Raw genomic sequence first — 17,126 nt, forward strand, 5'->3', positions numbered from 1 at the left:
TTCAAACAAGGAGGTTGAGGATGGACCCGAACAGGCTTCCGACTCAGATCACCTGCGGCAGCCCAAGGTTGTTGATCAGGGGGCCTTCGATGGTGATTCCTTCGGTGATCAAGGACTCCGGAGAAGGAAGCGGTGGGAGCGGGCTCCTCGCGCTGTGCAGTCCTGTCGACGCGGCGTGAGCGGTCCCGGTCATGGTCAACGCGGCCCCTGCGAGGGCCACGGCGGCAAGTACGCGCTTGGTGTTGTTCATACCCCGCCAACGATCTTGAACCATTGGGGTTACTCCGCCCCGGTACGGGCGTCGACCGACTCTGCCGGGCCGGGGCAGTCGCGATTCGGACGCAGCCCTGCTCGATGACTCCGTCAGCCACCCTCAGGAAGTCTCAGCGATCGCTGTCCGGGCCGGCGGGTCGCCGCCCGTTGTTCCGCTGGCGCGGCGCGTGCGAAGGCCGACTCCTGGCCGGTGCACCGAAACCTCCCGCCCAGGTCCCGGCCGGACACGATTACGGACGTCTGCGCAGACACGGCGTCCGCCACCGCATCGCACGCAAAGGAACTGAGCCTCCCGGCGGCTGGGCCGCCACCGCTGGGCAGTTGAACGCACCGTGTCCTGGCTCGCCGGCTGCCGCCGCCTGCACCGCCGCCACGAGCACAGGGCCGAACACTTCCTCGCCTTCGTCGGCATTGCCGCCGCCCTCATCAACCATCGACGCCCACGGCGGCTGACGTACGTCGGAGCACCTAGTCCGCAGCTATGACGGCCTGGATGAGGCCCGGAAACCGGCGGTCCAAGTCCTCCTTGCGGAGGCGCATGTACAACCCATTCCCGGCATCACGCTGGTACACCAAGCCTGCTTCGCGCAGCACTCGCCAGTGACGGGTGCGACTGGACTTGCTCACCGGCAGATCGAAGGAAGCGCACAGCCGCTCTTCATCCGGCCGTTCGGCCAGTTCAGCCACGACCCGACGCCGGTTCCGATCAGCGAGCGCCAGGAGGATGGGCCCCACCTCCAACTCCTCGGCACTGGGGTGCGCCAACTCGCCTGCCGTCATCACTTCACCTCTCGACAAGGTACGCGTAGTTGCGTACCTTGTCGAGAGGTACGCAACTACGCGTACCTTACCGCCGCTGGGGGAACCATGTCTGCACCCGCATCGCCACGTCGACGAGTTCTGTCGCGTGTGCGCTTGGCACTGCGCAAGCTCCTGCTCAGTGAGCACTCGTCCTTCATGACCCTCTAGCTCGGGTGGGTCCGGCCACCCCGCGCGAGCACCGGGATGCCCTGACCCTCACGGATGTGCATGGTGGGCACGGCCGCCTTCTTGGCGTCGGGGGCTCTGCGCCGCTTGTGAGCCCAGTCGCGCATCGCCTCGATGAGCGGATCAAACATCGTCCCGCACGATTTGAGAGAGCGCTGAGCGGCCTGGCGCTCAGCACGCTGACCGCCCTGCCGACCGTGCCGCCGTCGCTGGCCATCCGGCCGAAGCTTCTGGTGGAGCAGTTCCGCAACCCGGGTGTGCGCATCGGGATCATCACGACGGCCCCCATAGCGTTCGGGCATTTCTCGGCCCACACGTTCGTGAGCCCGGGACTGCAGAGGCTGTCGGGCATCGACGAGCGCTATGTCGGTCCGTTGCTATTCGGGTTCGGTGTGGCGGCTGAGCGGACGCTGCGGAGCCTTGGGGGAGAAGGTGCTGCCCAGGGTGCGCTGAGCGTATTCACCGACGAAGGGACGAAGGCCGGCACGCGGCAAGCGTGTCGGCCTTCGTCTCCGTTCGGGTCCTGTCAGGACGGCAGGCTCTGCCAGAAGGCGAGATTGTGCTCCTCGGCGAAGTCCCGGCTCGCGCTGGGGCAGGCGGCCGGTGCGTCACCGGTCGCCGGGGAGGTGTCGCAGGCCACCAGCGACATCAGCGTCCCCGTCCGCTCGTCGAACCTCGGCCAGGACGGGGAACCCGAGCCGTTCGGGTCGCCCGACGCCGCGAACCGGCCCCAGTAGCCGATCATCTGCCGGGACAGTTCCAGCTGGTCGTCGTCGTAGGGCAGGGCCTGGCCGAGGTAGTCCCAGAGGTAGCCGAGGTCGTCGACGTGGACGGCGCCGCCGAAGGGGAAGGCACGGGCGGCCTCGCTCTTCTGCTGGATCAGGAAGATGGAGGTGAAGTGCGGTGTGTCGCTCTCGGCGAACTCGTAGGCGTACGTGGGCACCCACTTCGACAAGGTGCGCGTCAGATCCCAGCGGGTGTGCGAGGTCGAACCGTTCTGGGAGTCGGTCCACGCCTCGCCCGGCGTCCGGTAGGCGCTGAGCGGGTACTCGTCGAGCACCTTGTCGGCGTTGGCGCCGTAGGCGGAGCGCACGGCCGCCTCGTACTGGGCGGCCGTCATGGGCGTGCCGAGGTAGTCATAGTTCTGGAAGGTGGACGCCCCCGTTCGCTGTTCGTCTGGCCCAGCATCACCGGGACCCTGTTGAACTGGCCGGTCCGCACGGCGGTCGCCGGGTCGACCGGGAAGGCCCGGCCGCCGACGGAGGGGCTGACGCCCGCCGTCTTCTGCGCGGCGAGCAGGTCGGCGGCAGGCTTGGCCCGCAGGCAGGCGAGGACGTCGGCGGCGGCGCAGCCGGCCTCCTTGACGAAGGCGGTGCTCTGCGCCCGCCCCGAGGCCGCGGACTGAAGGCTGCAGCCGCCGCTCATGAGGACCGCGCGGGAGAACAGGCCCTTCGCGGTGGGTGAGGCGAGGTGGTCGCAGACCGAGCCGGCGCCGGCGGACTGGCCGGCCAGGGTGACGTTCTTCGGGTCGCCGCCGAAGCGGTCGATGTTGGCGTGGACCCAGCGCAGGGCCGCCTGCTGGTCGAGGAGGCCGTAGTTGCCGGGGCCGTCCTTGCCCTCGGCCTGCGGCTGAGGGATGTTGAGGGTGCCCAGCACACCGAGCCGGTAGTTGAGGGTGACGACGATCGCGCCGGTCTGCGTGACGAACCGGCCCGGGTTGGTGTCCTGGCCCGCGCCGCCGGTGAAGCCGCCGCCGTGGATCCACACCACCACCGGTGTCCTGGCGCGGGCGGTGTCGGGGACGTAGACGTTGAGGTCGAGGCAGTCCTCGGTGGTGACGGTCTTCTCGTAGCCGGGGTCCCAGCCGCTGTTCTGCGCGCAGCGGCTGCTGAAGGAGGTGGCGTCGCGGACACCGGACAACTTGGCGGCGGGCCGCGGGGCTTTCCAGCGGCCCGCGCCGGAGGCGTCCGCCGCGTACGGGATGCCGAGCCATGCGTCGTAACCGGTGCGGTGGGTGCCCCGGATCTTGCCGTCCGCGGTCTGCACCACGGCGGAGAGCGGGCGGCTCCCCGGCGTCGACGAGGACTGGGCCTGGGCGACGATCGGCGTCACACCGAGGGCGAGGAGGGACAGGGCGGTCAGGACGGTGCGGCCTCTGCCGCGCGGTGTGACGGACGGTTCCGTGGATCCCTGCTCTCTGCGTGCGGGTGTGCCGGAAACGGGCGGGCGGGAGGCCGTCAGGCGAGCCAGAAGTCGCAGTGGTGGTCGGCCGAGTAGCTGGTGATCACCTTGCTGGTGCCGGCGGTGCGCAGCTGCATGACCGGCCAGTGAAAGCCGTCGGTGTAGCGCGGCCAGGCGGGCTCACCCTCGGCCTTCGGGGCGCCGCTGTGGGCGAACGCGCCCCAATAGCGCATCATCTGGTCGGCCAGCTTCTCCTGCTGCGCGGTGAGGGGCTTCTCGCCGAGGGTGAAGTCGAAGAGGTAGGCGAGTTCGGCGCTGTGCGCGTTGGACATGTCCTTGCCCGGGATGGTGAAGCCGTACAGGGTGGGCGAGGTCGGGTCGTTGAACTCGTAGCGGTAGACGGGGGCCTTGCTGGAGATCAGCTGTGCGCTCTGCTGGTTGGTGCAGGCGCGCTGGGAGTCCGTCCGGATCTGGGTGATGGCGTCCCACGGGCTCGTGTACTTGTCCAGCGGGTAGAGCTCCAGGACGCGGTCGGCCCGGTCGCCGTAGGTCGTACGGACCAGCTCCTCGTAGCCTTCCGTGGTGAGGTCGGCGAGCGATTCGGAGGCCAGCCGGTTCTCGGACCGCGTGTTGCCGGTGAGCACCGGGACCGCGTTCCAGCTCCCGTCGGCCAACGCCTGCCGGAAGGTCTCGGGCAGTGTGGAGCCGCCGACCTTGGAACCGCCCAGGTACTCGCCCTGGTGCGCGATCAGCGTGCCTGGCCACGTCCTGCGCAGGCATGAGACGACGGTGGCCTCGTCGGTGCAGCCGACGGCCTGGGCATACGTGACGCCGCTCTTCTCGCCGTCGGCGAGGGTCGACTGGGACTGGAGGCACTGGGAACTCTGGACGGCGGCCTTGTCGAACAGGCCCCGCGCGGACGGCATGGCCATCAGGTCGCACACGGCGCCGCCGCCGGCCGACTGGCCCGCGATGGTGACATTGCCGGTGTCGCCGCCGAAGCGGGCGATGTTGTCCTGGACCCACTTCAGGGACGCCACCTGGTCCATCCGGGCGTAGTTGCCGGATCCGCCCGGGGTGACGTCGCTCAGCGCCGGGTGGGCGAGGAAACCCAGGGCGCCCAGCCGGTAGTTGACGGTGACGACGATGACGCCGGTCCTGGTGGCCATGGAGCCACCGCCGTAGATGACGCCGGTGCCCTGGGTGTTGGCTCCGCCGTGGAACCACACCAGCACGGGGAGCCGGGCACCGGGCTCGGTGCCGCTCGGGCGGTAGACGTCGAGGTAGAGGCAGTCCTCGCTGACCGCCTGTTCCTCACGCACACCGCTGGGCTGGAACTGCAGACAGGCGGGTGACTGCTCGTCCGCCGCACGCACGCCCTTCCAGGACGCGGGGGCGGCGGGCGGCGCGAACCTCAGATCCCGCACGGGAGGCGCCGCGTACGGCAGACCCAGGAAGCGGTCCGCCCGGTCGGTGGTGACCCCGCGGACCAGGCCGCTGTCCGTCCGGACGACCGGGGCCGCGCGACTCGCGTCCCGGTCGGCGGCTGAGGTGGCGGTCGGCGCGGACGCCACCAGGGCAAGTGCGGGAAGCAGGGCGGCTGCCGCGAGAGCGGCCAGGCGCCGCTTCAGGACACGTCTGAACACACAACCTCCAAGAGAGAGGGGCCGCCGTCCGAGCGACCGGAGATGTGGGCCGTTGGATGTGGGTTGTCTGTGACCGACTGCGAACGTAACCGGCCAGCAATATTGTCAGCAATATGCGCGACAGATTTTTCTTCAGTTCCTGAAGCCGTTCGCCGCGCGGTCACTCCGATGTGACCTGCGAAGACGCGGTTGATTCGGGCGCTGAACACGAACGAGTCGTCAACTTCAGGCGTGGCTTGAAGTGTTGACCACGGGCGCCACCCCGTCGACACTCGGTCCGCACCCGCCTGGCACCCGAGCCGAGGCGGCCCTCGTCTGGCTCGTGTCAGGGGGAGCCGGGCGGTGTGCCTGACGACGTGCGCGCAGGGAAAGGAACGCCCGCATGCACCACCCCGTGACCTCACCCCGCCCGTTCGCAGCCGCCGGGACGTGCTGAAGGGGTTCGGCTCCGCGGCAGCGGCCGTCGCCTCCCTCGCCCTGTCGGACCGGGCCGCGGCGGCGAGACCCGTCGACGGCGGCCCCAGAGTCCGTGACCTGCCGGCCCGGCTCACCCTGGACGAGAAGATCTCCCTGCTGCGCGGAGCCACCGACCCCGAACGACTGGGCCAGGCCGGCTACTTGCCCGGCGTACCCCGCCTCCGTATACCGCCACTGAGGATGAGCGATGGCCCGGCCGGCATCAACGTCGCCGCCTCCGCCACCGGCCTCCCCCCGGTCTCCACGCTGGCCGCCTCCTACAACAAGGACCTGGCCCGCGAGTACGGCCGAGGTGATGGGACGTGAGGGCCGCACCCTGCGGACGGACGTCCTGCTGGCGCCGCAGATCGAGCTGTCCCGTGCCCCCTTCTTCAGCCGCAACAAGGACCAGACCGGCGAGGACCCCTATCTCAACGCGCGGCTCGCCGCCGCTCAGGTCGACGGTGTCCAGGCGCAGGGCATGCTGGCCATGGCCAAGCATTACCCCGCCAACAACCAGCGCAACGGCGAGCTCAACCGGTCCGACCCCGACGACCCGGCGACCGACTTCGACTTCCGGGTCGATGACCGCACCCCTGCACGAGATCTACCTGCCGGCCTGGGAGGCGGTGGTCCGCGCCGGCGTCTCCTCGGTGATGGCGGCCTACAACCACCTAGGCGGCGAGTGGAACACCGAGAACCGCCCCCCTGACCGACATCCTCCGTGACGAACTCGGTCTCACCGGCTTCGTCACCTCCGACTGGGGTGCCACCCACAGCGTCAGCGTCGAGGACGGCCTCGACATGCAGATGCCCGACGGCTCCTTCTTCGGCGACCCGCTCGAGCAGGCCGTGCGGGACGGCACCGTCCCCGAGTCGGCGATCGACACGGCGGTCCTTCGCATCCTCGGCCAGTACGACCGCTTCGGGGTTCACCGTGACCAACCTCGGCGACCGGCGCGGGGCCGAGGTACCGCAGGTCTACGTCGGTCCGGCACCGGACGCGCCCGTCGAGATGCCGGTCAGGACGTTGGCCGCCTTCGACCGGGTGGAGCTGCGTCCGGGTGAGTCCCGCCACCTCACCCTGCACGTCGACGAGCGCCGGCTGTCCTACTGGGACACCGGCAAGGGGCACTGGGTGCTTCCCGCCGGCCGCCGCACGGTCCAGGTCGGCTCCTCCTCCCGCGACATCCGGCTCAAGGGCGTCGGCACGCCACGCTGGACGGCCGGGACTCGCCCTCTCCTGGACCGGCCGCCCCCGCACGGACGGCCGGTCAAGGACGGCTCCCTCACACCACTCACTCGCGCTGCCGGGACATCCGCCTACGCCGCATCAGCGTCGCGAGGATCGTCGGGCCCCCTCCTGCCAGTGTGTGACCCACGACACATGCAGTTCCTGTCAGCAATCGGGGCGCCGCTCCGCTCAACTCTCGGGAGCAAGCGACCGACAGGAGCAACACATGAAGCACCGCATCGTCGTCCTCGGCGCCGGCTATGCCGGGGCCTACGTGGCCGGGAACCTGGCCCGCCGACTGTCCCTGGCCGACACCGAGATCACCGTGGTCAACGCCGAGCCGGACTTCGTCGAGCGGCTGCGGCTGCACCAGCTCGCGGCCGGCCGCGAGATCGAGGCTCGGAAGCTCGCCGACGTCTTCGCGGGCACGGGGATACGGCTGCACCTGGCCCGTGTCACCGCCGTCGACCCCAACCGCCAGGTCGTCACCGTGGCCGACACCGACGGCGACGGCGAGCTCGGCTATGACACGCTGCTCTACGCGCTCGGCAGCCACGTCGCCGACCACGGCGTCCCCGGCGTGGCCGAGCACGCCTTCGACGTCACCGGCCGGCCCTCGGCGCTGCGCCTGCGCGAGCGCCTGGACAGCCTGGGCAGGCGGGGCGAAGGCGGGAGTGTGCTGGTCGTCGGCGACGGGTTGACCGGCGTCGAGACCGCCACCGAGATCGCCGAATCCCGGCCAGGCCTGTCGGTGGCGCTGGTCGCCCGCGGCGAGCTGGGCGCCCGGCTCTCCGCCGGAGCCCGCAGCCACCTGCGCCAGGCCTGCGACCGGCTGGGCATCACCGTCCTGGAGCACACGACCGTCGAAGCCGTCGAAGCGACGCGGGTGCTGTGCGCCGACGGCACCGTGCTGGCGTCCGACGCCACCGTGTGGACGGCCGGGTTCGCGGTCAACCCCATCGCCGCCGCCGGCGGTCTGGAGGTCACCGAGACCGGTCGGGTCGTCGTCGATCGCACCATGCGGTCGGTCTCGCACGCGAACGTCTACGCCGCCGGCGACAGCGCCTACGCCATCGGCGACAACGGCCGGCCACTGCCGATGTCCTGTGCTTCGGCCGGCTCCACCGGCCGGCAGGCCACGGAGGCGATCGTGGGAAGGCTGACCGGCCGTAAGACCGGGAACGTCAAGCTGGATTACGTCGGCAACCACATCAGCCTCGGGCGGCGGGACGGGATCCTGCAGATGGTCGACGACGAAGCGCAGGCAAAGCCGAAGTACGTGGCCGGCCGGAAGGCCGCGCGGATCAAGGCGGGCATCCTCACCCTGTCGCTGTGGGCCATCTCGCACCCGACCTTCGGCCTGCCCAAGCGCAAGCGCCGCCTGGCCGCCGCGCCGGATACGTCCGCCGAGATCCGCGTTGCCGCCTAGGGTGGACCGCGTGGACAGCACCGCCACTGATCGCTTCGACACCAGCCGGTTCGAGGCCAGCCGGAACCGGCTGGCCTCGCTGGCGTACCGGTTGCTGGGCTCCGCCGCCGACGCCGAAGACGCCGTGCAGGACGCGTTCCTGCACTGGCAGGCCGCCGACCGGCAACGGATCAAGGTGCCGGAAGCATGGCTGACCAAGGTCGTCACCAACCTGTGCCTCGACCGGCTCCGTTCGGCACAGGCCCGCCGCGAACGCACCGTCGGCGCCTGGCTGCCCGAACCGCTCCTCGACGGCGACCCGATGCTCGGCCCGGCCGACACTTTCGAGCAGCGCGAATCGGTCTCCCTCGCCATGCTGACTCTCATGGAACGCCTGTCGCCCCTCGAGCGAGCCGTCTACCTCCTGCGCGAAGCGTTCTCCCACAGCCACGCCGAGATCGCCGAGATCCTCGACATCACCGAGTCCGCGAGCCAACAGCACCTCCACCGGGCCCGGCGCCGCATCACCGCCGCGCGCCGCCGCGGCGGCGACGAGGTCGACCAGACGTCCGCCCGCAGGATCGTCGAGGAATTCCTCGCCGCCGCCGCCTCGGGCCGCACCGAACGTCTGGTGGCGCTGCTCACCGATGACGCGACCGCGATCTCCGACGGCGCCGGCCTGACCAGGACGCTGCTGCGGTACGACACTCCGCAGCGCGTCGCCGCCGTCGCACGGGCCGGCTTCAAACCCACACCCGCGAAACGGCGACTTGCCGGCGGCACGCCCGCCGTCCACTACGCGCTCGTGAACGGTGCCCCCGCCATCCTCTTCGTACTCGGCGACCAGGTCATCGGCGCCGTGACGTTCGACATCACCAACGGCAAGATCGCAACCGTGCGCGGCACCGCCGCCCCCACCCGTCTCACCCGCCTCACCCAAGCCTGGCGGCGGCACGAACCGGACGCGCCGCTCATCACCCGGTGGTGACCCGACGCCGACCGCGGCCAGGCACAACACCCGCGCTGCGGTGAACCGCTCTCGGAACGGCCGGCCGGGGCCAGTTCTCGTCCATCACGGTTCGTTGGCGCAGCTCGAAGTTCGGCAGGACCGGCCGGCGGGTGTCCGTTGTCATCGGACATTGCGCCCGTGCCACCAGATATTGACGGACGCGGGTTCGTGCCCCCGAAGGTGGAAGGCGCACGGCAGGCAGGCGCGTGAATCACCGGGCCGTTCCACTGAGCACGATGCGTCCGTGATCCGCCCCGCGCCCGCCGGAAGCAGTGGCTGGGCTGACTGTCCTGCCCTGCCGTTCCCGTGACGGACAATCCTCCCTGCGTGTTGGCCGGGACAGGGCGAGCTCGGATGGCGCGACCGCGTGGCGTACGGCCGGCGGAGCTGACGGCTACGGGCTGGGATGCTCGCGCGGCGGCCTGACCACCAAGCCGCATCGGGCGGTTGAGCAGGGGGCAGAAGCCCTGTTCATCGTGGTGACCGCCGGGCAGCGCGGGAACTCCCGCGTTCGAGGCGGTCCTGGACCGTGTCCGTGTGCCCCGACCGGTCCGGGCGGGCCGCGAGGCCGCGGCCGGTGCGCGCCGACAAGGCGTCCACTGCCCCTCGAACAACCTCTCCTCGCTGAACGACTACGCGCCGCTCGCCGACTTCTGGGCGGCGCACGGGTTCGTCGTCGTCCAGCCCACCCACCTCACCTCCAGGACACTGAGCCACCTGGTCGCCGACGCCCCCGGCGCACCCTTCTTCTGGCGCTCGCGCGCCGAGGACATGACCCACATCCTCGACCGGCTCGACTGATCGAGAAGACCGTGCCGCAGCGCGCCGGGCGGATCGACCACACCAAGGTCGCCCTCGGCGGACACTCGCTCGGCGGATTCACCGCCGCCCTCCTGCTGGGCGCGGGGCTCACCGACCCCGACAACGGGAAGGTGGTGCACCTGGTCGAGCCCCGGATCAAGGCGGGCGTGCTGCTCGCCGCACCCGGCAGGGGCGAGGTCCTCAACGGGCCGGTGGCCGAGCAGTGGCCGAGGCACAGTCCGGGGTCGCGGGGTCGTCGGCCATGTCGAACAGGAACGGCAGGCTGGCCGCCGTACACGGATACACGTCGCCCTGGTGGTGGGCCGCGCCGCGGAAGTCGCTGAGCGCCTTCTCGCGGACCTCAGGGTCGGGCGAGTTCATGGCCCGCAGCCACATCGGAACATCACCGGCCGGCCCGTACGCGTGGCCCATCGACGACCAGTCGATGCTGTCCAAATCCTTGATCACGCGCGGCACTATGCCGGAGGGCACTGACAGCCACCCCGTCCGCCGGGACAGCGGCACGACGTCCCCCTCGAGACCGCGGCGCGTGACCACCGGCCCAGTGCGCGGCTCGTCGTGAAAGGCTGGGAGCGTGAGGGGTGGACCGTCTGAGAACCCGGAACTCTGGGCGTTCTTGGAATCACTGCACTGCGGCGAGCTGCTGTCCGGCACCGTCACCGCGATCGAGCGGTTCGGCGTGTTCGTGGGGCTGGACGACGGCCCCGAGCACCCGGTCTTCCCCGGTGTCGGGTTCATCTCCGTCGCCGAGTTGTCCTGGCGGCGTTTCGAGGCCGCCTCCGAAGTCGTGCGGGTCGGACAGCGCGTGCGATGCGAGTTCCTCCAGTTCGACACATGGAATCTGGAGGCCAGACTGTCCTTGCGAGCGACGCAGCCGGATCCCTTCCAAGCATTCGCCGCCGGCACCGCGGTGGGGCAGAAACTGCACGGACGGGTCACCAAAGTGGTCCCGTTCGGCGTCTTCGTCCAGGTTGCCGACGGAATCGAAGGGCTGGTCCACCTGCGAGAGCTCACCTGGACTCCCGTGGAGACTCCGGCAGATGTCGTCCAGGTCGGCGATGAAGTCGCGGTCGTCGTCACCGAGATCGACCGAGAGCGACGCAGGCTGGTCCTCTCGCGACGACAAGGCTCGTCCGACGACCGATGACTCCTCTGCGCTCTCGAGACGGTTCCCTCGTGCGAGGAGGGGGATGCCTCATCCAGGGCTGTGGGAGGTTGCGCCGGGGCGGAACGGGTCTGACCGCCTGTCCCGGGCCCCAACTCCCTTTCGTGTCGAGCCACTGCGGGCTAGTGTTCGGGGGCATCGAGAGACTCACGAGGAGCAAAGACATGATCGGTCGTCCGAGCGCGCGTTGACGTTGGAGGCCGTGATCGGCCTGTCATCGCGTGCTGCCCTTGATGTTGCGGCACAGCGAGCCTTCTCCTGCCCGAACCGTCGGCACACCTGTCGTGTGCCCGGTAGCGGGCCTCGTTGTCGGCAACCCAAGGAATCCCCGTGCCGTCCGCTTCCTCCGCTGTATCCGATTCCGGTCGCCCTGTTCCGTCAAGCCTGTGGCGGAACGGCGACTTCCGCAGACTCTGGGTGGGGCAGACAGCCTCCCAACTCGGGGAACAGGCGAGCCTGGTGGTTCTTCCGCTCTTCGCCGTCCTGACGCTCAACGCCAGTGCCGACCAACTGGGCGTCCTGCGCGCCGTGGGGCAGACGCCGATCCTGTTGCTCTCGCTCTTCGTCGGCGCGTGGGTGGACAGGTGGCGGACCCGCACTGTGATGGTGCTGACTGACGTCGGCCGGACCCTTGCCCTGGGTGCCGCCGCCATGGCCGGCCTCTTCGGCTGGTTCGGCCTGCCCGCGCTTTTCGTGACCGCCTTCGCCGTCGGGGCCCTTTCCGTGTTCTTCGACGTGGCCTACCAGGCGTCTGTCGTACGGCTGGTGCAACGCGATCAGCTGGTGCGGGGCAACAGCGCGCTCGAGAGCAGCCGGTCCGCGGCTCAGATCGGCGGTCCCGCCCTCGGCGGTGCGTTGGTGTCCCTGCTGTCGGCGCCGATCGCTGCCGCCTCCAGCGCGCTGTTCTTCGCGCTGTCGTTCCTGTCGATCCGACGGATCCGCCGGAGAGAATCGACTCCGCGGCGACTGGAACGTCCCCCTCGCGTCTGGCGGCAGATCCACGAGGGTCTCCGACTCGTCGCCGGCGATGCCGCGCTGCGGGCCGTGTGCCTGGCCTCGGCCGCCTTCCAGTTCTCCTTCGCGGCCGTGATGACCGTCTATCTGCTCTTCCTGCCGCGGGAACTGCACCTGTCCGGCACCGCCGTCGGGCTGGCACTCGCGGCGACGGGACCGGGCGCGCTCCTGGGCGCCATGCTGGCCGCCCACCTGCCGAACCGGTTCGGGTACGGCCCGGTACTCGTGGCCGCGGCGGCACTCGGCGACGGCGTGTTTCTGTGCGTACCCGCGCTGCACGGCTCCTCCGCGGTGACCGTTCCCGCGCTCCTCGTGGTCAACTTCGTGTTCGGGGCCGGCGGCCAGTTGGTGAATGTGGCGGTCATGGCCGTCCGACAGGCCGTCACTCCAGACGGGATGCAGGGCCGCGTGGCCGCGACGATCACGTTCGTCGGCATGGGGCTGTCCCCGCTCGGCTCCCTGCTCGGCGGATTCTGCGCTGAGGAGTGGGGGCCGCGCACCACTCTCTTGGCAACGGCCGCATGCATGTTGCTGTCCCCCGTGGTGATCGCTGTGTCCCCGCTCGCACGCCTCGGACGGACGCTTCCGGTCACGCAGAACGCGCCGCTGACGGCTGGCCGCGCCGAAGGGGACGAGTAGGCATGAACGCAGCCTGCCCATACTCTCGACCGCCACGGCGCCGAACTCCCCTTCCAGGTCCTGCCCGAACGCGAGAGAAGAACAGCGTCGCCATCGCCGCCAACGAGTTCTCCGGAGGCTGGACCAAGACCTTCACCGACCCCCGCCTCTGCGCGGCCATCGTCGACCGCCTCACCTTCAACGGCACCATCCTCGAAACCGGCACCGATTCCCACCGCCTGCCAGCGCCCGGGCACGAGTTGATGAGCCCGCCAAGGCCGGCTGATCTGTGCCCTCACTGCCTGCCCCGACGGCCAACCGTCCTGCTGTCGGGGCACGATGACCGTGCTCAGGACCGGGCGGCTCAGCGGAAAGCAGTGGCATTCTCCGCGGCCCATTGCTGAAACGTCCTGGCCGGGACACCGGTGATCCGGGGAACTGTGTCACGCACCATGAGCAACTCGTCGTTGACGTCTCCACCCGTCAGGTCCAGCACCGCGTCAGCGGCTTCGTCGCCCAGGAAGACGGCCATCTGACGATGGGCTTCCTCCCGACTGATCTCGGCGAACGGTACCTTCCGCCCCAGCACTGCCGCGATGGCACCGACCTGCTGCCGGGCCGTGACCCTGTCCGGACCAGTCAGGGCGTACGTCCGCGTTTGGTGGCCGGACTCGGTCAGTGCCACCCGAGCCACCGACGCGATGTCCGCAGGATGGATCGTGGGGAGACCGATGTCCGCATAGGGCACGCGGACCGTTTCGTGCTCGCGGATCGCTCCCGCCCACCACAGGGCATTCGAGGCGAACTGCGTCGGCCGCAGGATCGTCCAGGTCATGCCGCTGCCCTTGAGCAGCTGCTCGACAGTCAGGTTCTCGCCGGCGGGCCCCAGGTGCGGATGGGTCTGGACGGTAACGGACGAGACCAGCACCACGTGTTCCACGCCTGCCCGCTGGGCCGCCTCGATGATCTCGGCGTCCGGACCCATGCGTGACACAAGAAACAGCGATCGGACCCCCTCCAACGCGGGCTTCAGTGAGGCCGTCTCAGCGAAGTCACCCGCAACCGCTTCGACCCCTTCCGGGAACGCGGCCCGTGCAATGTCACGGGTGAGCCCCCTCAACGGTCCGGCGCCGAACGCCTGGAGCTCTTTCACGAGGGCACTTCCTATGTTTCCGGTGGCTCCGGTCACGAGGATCACGAGGTCTTCTCCTGCCATCAGGGCGGTGATCAATATGCTCTGACGTTAAAACCTCGACGAAGCTTCAGGTCAAGAAGGAACGGCCCATGTCGCAAGCCGGGCTCGTTCATCCGCGTGCTTCTCCGAGCAGGCAGCCGACAACGATCACCTGTCGCGACAACAGCGCCGTCATTTCGCCCCAACAATCACGAGCGGCGAGATCGACAAAAGCCTCCGAAACACGCCGACAAACGCTGGTGATGGAGATGAACGAAGCCAGCCCTCCGATCAGAAGTGACATGAGTACGCCTTCTTGTCGTTGACGAATCAGCCGTACGTGCCGGCGCGGGCGGGCAGGGCCACCCTCGACGTGGGACAGCGGCGTCCCTGCCTCCAGGACGCGGGACGGCCGTCGGTTGTCAGTGCCGCGTGGGCAGCGTCAGGGGCGGGGAACTGGGCTGCACCGCCGGACGTGCGTTGCCGTCACGGCCGGGGGCGTTCAGCTGGGGAAGGTGACGAATGCGGGAGACCCGGGCCGCCCGGCCCCACAGGGTGTCGGGCGGCCCGTGACGGAGGACCCGGTCGGACGGTGAGCAGCGCCTTGACGGCACGCCGCTCGTCCATGGCCTGGTACGCCTCGGCGGCCTGGTCGAGGGGGACGGTGAGGTCGAAGACCTTGCCCGGGTGAATCTTCCGCTGCCAGATCAGGTCGATCAGCTCAGGCAGGAAGCGGCGCACCGGGGCAGGCCCGCCGACCAGGTGGACCTGGGAGAAGAACAGTTCCTCACCGCTCAGGGTGACGTGGTGGTTGACGCCTACGAAGCCGACGTGGCCGCCGCCGCGGGCGGAGCGGATGGCCTGCTGCATGTACTCCTGGGTGCCGACCGCTTCGACGACGGAGTGCGCGCCCAGACCGCCGGTCAGTTCCTTGATCTTCGCCACGCCCTCGTCGCCGCGCTCGGTGACGATGTCGCGGCCAGCACGTACACGACGAGCGGAAGCCGGGTGGGCGGACGCTCGCGGTCGCCGACGCGTACATCGGCACCGGCACGGGCGTGGAGGGCTCCTCCTCGCGTCGTCATGCTTCGTCTCCGCAGGGATCGAGATCAAGGTGCGCATCCCACGAAACCGCTCCTGTCGGCCGCGCGGGAGGCTGCGTTTATGGGGGTACAAGCTCAGCCCCCTTGCCCGGGTCCCGGGCCGTAGCGTGGAGGGCATGGAACACCGCTCCGACAACCGCGCCGACATCCGTGGCTTCCTCGCCCGCCGGCGCGCCCAGCTCACCCCGGAGCAGGTCGGACTGCCCAGCAGCGGCCGGCGGCGGGTCCCCGGACTACGGCGTGAAGAGGTCGCGGTCCTCGCGGGCGTGAGCACCGAGTGGTACACCCGGCTGGAGAAAGGCCACATCAGCGGCGTCTCCGACGACGTCCTCGACGCGGTCGCCCGCACCCTGCAACTGAGCGAGGACGAACGCACCTACCTGTTCGACCTGGCCAAAGCCGCCCAGCCCGGCCCCGCGATCCGGCGCCGCCGCAAGTCCGTCGAGGTCCCGCCCCGCGTCCAGTGGCTGCTCGACTCCATGACCCTGTCCGCGGCCTTCGTCAGCAACGGCCGCCTGGACATCGTGGCCACCAACGCCCTCACCCGCGCCCTGTTCGCACCCATATTCGACAGTGATGTCGCGGTCGAGCACGGTCGCTCCAACTTCGCCCGCTACTACTTCCTCGACCACGGCTCGCACGACTTCGTCGACGACTGGGACAGCGCCGCCGACATCACCACCGCACTGCTGCGCGCCGAAGCCGGCCGGTACCCCAACGACAAGGCCCTGCGCGAGCTCGTCGGCGAGCTGTCCACGGTCAGCACCGCGTTCCGCACCCGGTGGGCCGCCTACCACGTGCGCATCCACCACGGCGGCACCAAACGCTTCCGCCACCCCGACGCCGGGCCTCTCCAGCTCACCTACCAACCGCTGGACCTGCCCATGTCCGACCACGAGGCGCACTCCCTGACCCTCTACACCGCCGAGCCCGGCACCACCGACGAGGACCGGCTCCAGCTCCTCGCCAGCTGGGCAGCGACCCGCTTCCAGGAAGCCGGCCCCACCGGCGACAGGGACCGGTGAACCCGGCTCTGCGCGCCATCGCAGAACCCGCCTCGCCCTACCGTGCGGGGCACCGTCTCCTGCACGATCTCGCGGTTCCGGCCGCCCCGCAGCGTCACCAGCCCGGAAGACAGCGGCTGCGGCTGTGCACCGTGCCGAGGACCAGAGGAGCTGAGGCCCGGCTTCCTGGGCGTGTTCGGGCCGACGACTGACATGGGTCGGTGCCCGGCAGTCGCGGAACCCGGGTCACATGGCCCTGGCGCGCCGCAGGATCGCGCGCACGTCCTCCTCGAACCGTAGGCGGCGGACGAGCAGGCGCCGGTACTTGACCGGGAACGAGAACGTGGACCGGGCCCCCGCGCGGTGTTCGATATCGACCATCACCGCTGTGTCCAGCCTGGGCAGCTGCCCGAGCAGGAGCGGGAGGACCCAACCCCACGTGCGCGAGTCGATCGCGTTGCCGTGGACCAGAGCGGCGCACTGATTCGTTCCCCGCTTCTCCCGCAGGGCTCCGGCGAAAGAACGGGTGGACCGTGGACCGTCCCAGTCGACGTGCTTGCTCAGTTCGCCGGAATCCACCTGCACCACGACGTCATCGCCGCCGTCCTGAAGTGTGATCCACTGCAGCCGGACGCCCCTGCGACGGGTCCATGCCCGGGGAGCGACCCGCACGACCGTCTCGAGGATGCGGATGTAGTCCGCGCGCACGTGAGCGGGAAGAGAGCTGAGTTCGGCCAGGATTGCCTCGCCCCGCGCTGCCATGCACGCCCCCCGACGTGGTGTGATCCTGACTGGCTGCAGGGTAACGCAGCCCGGCTCCGGCAGCACACCGTCTTCTCGCCGCGGTGGTGTTCGCGGCGGTGGGCACCTCGTTCGGTCCGGAGCCGGCAGCGTGTTCGGGGCGCCTACAGGTCGAACTCGAGGTGCTCGATGTCGGTGACGCGGGCCCCCTCCAGGGAACCGGCGCGGCGGCTTTCCGTAGCGGCCGCGCCACCTGTACCTGCTGACATCACCGGAGTTGCCAGGCAACCC

At 69.9% G+C, this 17,126-nt stretch carries 17 protein-coding genes and 4 pseudogenes; 10 read left to right on the forward strand and 11 right to left on the reverse strand.

Annotated features, from left to right (window positions below):
- Nucleotides 1-43: 43 nt before the first annotated feature.
- The 6 genes from ACIBBD_RS34535 to ACIBBD_RS34560 all read right to left on the reverse strand — a co-directional run bounded on the left by ACIBBD_RS34535 (nucleotide 44) and on the right by ACIBBD_RS34560 (nucleotide 5,087).
- The gene (locus ACIBBD_RS34535) at nucleotides 44-250 is read right to left on the reverse strand and encodes a hypothetical protein (protein ID WP_399423531.1); all 207 of its coding nucleotides are present in this window, start codon (nucleotides 248-250) and stop codon (nucleotides 44-46) included.
- Nucleotides 251-741: 491 nt separating this feature from the next.
- Complete coding sequence (locus ACIBBD_RS34540) at nucleotides 742-1,053, reverse strand: ArsR/SmtB family transcription factor (RefSeq protein ID WP_399423532.1); 312 nt, start codon at nucleotides 1,051-1,053, stop codon at nucleotides 742-744.
- 185 nt (nucleotides 1,054-1,238) lie between these two features.
- Nucleotides 1,239-1,391: a hypothetical protein gene (locus ACIBBD_RS34545; RefSeq protein ID WP_399423533.1), complete on the reverse strand. Its 153-nt coding sequence runs from the start codon at nucleotides 1,389-1,391 to the stop codon at nucleotides 1,239-1,241.
- 395 nt (nucleotides 1,392-1,786) lie between these two features.
- Nucleotides 1,787-2,380 (reverse strand): carboxylesterase family protein, encoded by a 594-nt coding sequence (locus tag ACIBBD_RS34550; RefSeq protein WP_399423534.1) that lies wholly within the window; start codon nucleotides 2,378-2,380, stop codon nucleotides 1,787-1,789.
- Nucleotides 2,377-3,372 carry a carboxylesterase family protein gene (locus ACIBBD_RS34555; protein WP_399423535.1) on the reverse strand — a complete coding sequence of 332 codons (996 nt, stop codon included), beginning with the start codon at nucleotides 3,370-3,372 and terminating at the stop codon, nucleotides 2,377-2,379. The genes ACIBBD_RS34550 and ACIBBD_RS34555 overlap by 4 nt, the downstream gene beginning before the upstream one ends.
- Before the next feature lie 125 nt (nucleotides 3,373-3,497).
- The gene (locus tag ACIBBD_RS34560) at nucleotides 3,498-5,087 is read right to left on the reverse strand and encodes a carboxylesterase/lipase family protein (RefSeq protein WP_399423536.1); all 1,590 of its coding nucleotides are present in this window, start codon (nucleotides 5,085-5,087) and stop codon (nucleotides 3,498-3,500) included.
- Nucleotides 5,088-5,516: 429 nt separating this feature from the next.
- Between ACIBBD_RS34560 and ACIBBD_RS34565 the strand changes: the two genes are divergently transcribed.
- The 6 genes and pseudogenes from ACIBBD_RS34565 to ACIBBD_RS34590 form a co-directional block, all read left to right on the forward strand.
- Complete coding sequence (locus ACIBBD_RS34565; RefSeq protein WP_399423537.1) at nucleotides 5,517-5,870, forward strand: hypothetical protein; 354 nt, start codon at nucleotides 5,517-5,519, stop codon at nucleotides 5,868-5,870.
- Nucleotides 5,860-6,255 carry a glycoside hydrolase family 3 N-terminal domain-containing protein gene (locus ACIBBD_RS34570; RefSeq protein WP_399423538.1) on the forward strand — a complete coding sequence of 132 codons (396 nt, stop codon included), beginning with the start codon at nucleotides 5,860-5,862 and terminating at the stop codon, nucleotides 6,253-6,255. The genes ACIBBD_RS34565 and ACIBBD_RS34570 overlap by 11 nt, the downstream gene beginning before the upstream one ends.
- Before the next feature lie 225 nt (nucleotides 6,256-6,480).
- Nucleotides 6,481-6,714 (forward strand): annotated as a pseudogene (locus ACIBBD_RS34575) (fibronectin type III-like domain-contianing protein); the annotation flags it as partial.
- Nucleotides 6,715-7,003: 289 nt separating this feature from the next.
- Nucleotides 7,004-8,206 carry an NAD(P)/FAD-dependent oxidoreductase gene (locus ACIBBD_RS34580; protein WP_399423539.1) on the forward strand — a complete coding sequence of 401 codons (1,203 nt, stop codon included), beginning with the start codon at nucleotides 7,004-7,006 and terminating at the stop codon, nucleotides 8,204-8,206.
- 10 nt (nucleotides 8,207-8,216) lie between these two features.
- Complete coding sequence (locus tag ACIBBD_RS34585; protein ID WP_399423540.1) at nucleotides 8,217-9,173, forward strand: sigma-70 family RNA polymerase sigma factor; 957 nt, start codon at nucleotides 8,217-8,219, stop codon at nucleotides 9,171-9,173.
- A gap of 558 nt (nucleotides 9,174-9,731) precedes the next feature.
- A pseudogene (locus tag ACIBBD_RS34590) lies at nucleotides 9,732-10,225 on the forward strand (alpha/beta hydrolase family protein); the annotation flags it as partial.
- On the opposite strand, the gene ACIBBD_RS34595 reads toward ACIBBD_RS34590, so the two are convergent.
- Entirely contained in the window at nucleotides 10,197-10,463 is a 267-nt protein-coding gene (locus ACIBBD_RS34595) for a hypothetical protein (RefSeq protein ID WP_399423601.1), read from the reverse strand. The pseudogene ACIBBD_RS34590 and the gene ACIBBD_RS34595 overlap by 29 nt on opposite strands.
- Before the next feature lie 127 nt (nucleotides 10,464-10,590).
- Between ACIBBD_RS34595 and ACIBBD_RS34600 the strand changes: the two genes are divergently transcribed.
- From ACIBBD_RS34600 to ACIBBD_RS34610, 3 genes and pseudogenes are all read left to right on the forward strand, one after another.
- Nucleotides 10,591-11,163 (forward strand): S1 RNA-binding domain-containing protein, encoded by a 573-nt coding sequence (locus ACIBBD_RS34600; protein WP_399423541.1) that lies wholly within the window; start codon nucleotides 10,591-10,593, stop codon nucleotides 11,161-11,163.
- 348 nt (nucleotides 11,164-11,511) lie between these two features.
- Complete coding sequence (locus tag ACIBBD_RS34605; protein ID WP_399423542.1) at nucleotides 11,512-12,834, forward strand: MFS transporter; 1,323 nt, start codon at nucleotides 11,512-11,514, stop codon at nucleotides 12,832-12,834.
- 24 nt (nucleotides 12,835-12,858) lie between these two features.
- A pseudogene (locus ACIBBD_RS34610) lies at nucleotides 12,859-13,099 on the forward strand (ATP-binding protein); the annotation flags it as partial.
- Nucleotides 13,100-13,177: 78 nt separating this feature from the next.
- Here ACIBBD_RS34610 and ACIBBD_RS34615 read toward each other — a convergent pair.
- The 3 genes and pseudogenes from ACIBBD_RS34615 to ACIBBD_RS34625 form a co-directional block, all read right to left on the reverse strand.
- Complete coding sequence (locus ACIBBD_RS34615) at nucleotides 13,178-14,011, reverse strand: NAD(P)H-binding protein (RefSeq protein ID WP_399423597.1); 834 nt, start codon at nucleotides 14,009-14,011, stop codon at nucleotides 13,178-13,180.
- Nucleotides 14,012-14,117: 106 nt separating this feature from the next.
- Nucleotides 14,118-14,291 carry a hypothetical protein gene (locus tag ACIBBD_RS34620; RefSeq protein ID WP_399423543.1) on the reverse strand — a complete coding sequence of 58 codons (174 nt, stop codon included), beginning with the start codon at nucleotides 14,289-14,291 and terminating at the stop codon, nucleotides 14,118-14,120.
- A 290-nt stretch (nucleotides 14,292-14,581) separates the two neighbouring features.
- Nucleotides 14,582-14,962 (reverse strand): annotated as a pseudogene (locus tag ACIBBD_RS34625) (zinc-binding dehydrogenase); the annotation flags it as partial.
- Between the two features lie 244 nt (nucleotides 14,963-15,206).
- On the opposite strand from ACIBBD_RS34625, the gene ACIBBD_RS34630 reads away from it, so the two are divergent.
- Entirely contained in the window at nucleotides 15,207-16,115 is a 909-nt protein-coding gene (locus ACIBBD_RS34630; RefSeq protein WP_399423544.1) for a helix-turn-helix domain-containing protein, read from the forward strand.
- A gap of 225 nt (nucleotides 16,116-16,340) precedes the next feature.
- Here the strand turns inward: ACIBBD_RS34630 and ACIBBD_RS34635 are convergent, their stop codons facing one another.
- Complete coding sequence (locus tag ACIBBD_RS34635) at nucleotides 16,341-16,856, reverse strand: hypothetical protein (protein ID WP_399423545.1); 516 nt, start codon at nucleotides 16,854-16,856, stop codon at nucleotides 16,341-16,343.
- Nucleotides 16,857-17,126 lie beyond the last annotated feature (270 nt).

Origin of the sequence: Streptomyces sp. NPDC051315 (assembly GCF_044455165.1) — a bacterium.
Taxonomy (GTDB): Bacteria; Actinomycetota; Actinomycetes; order Streptomycetales; family Streptomycetaceae; genus Streptomyces.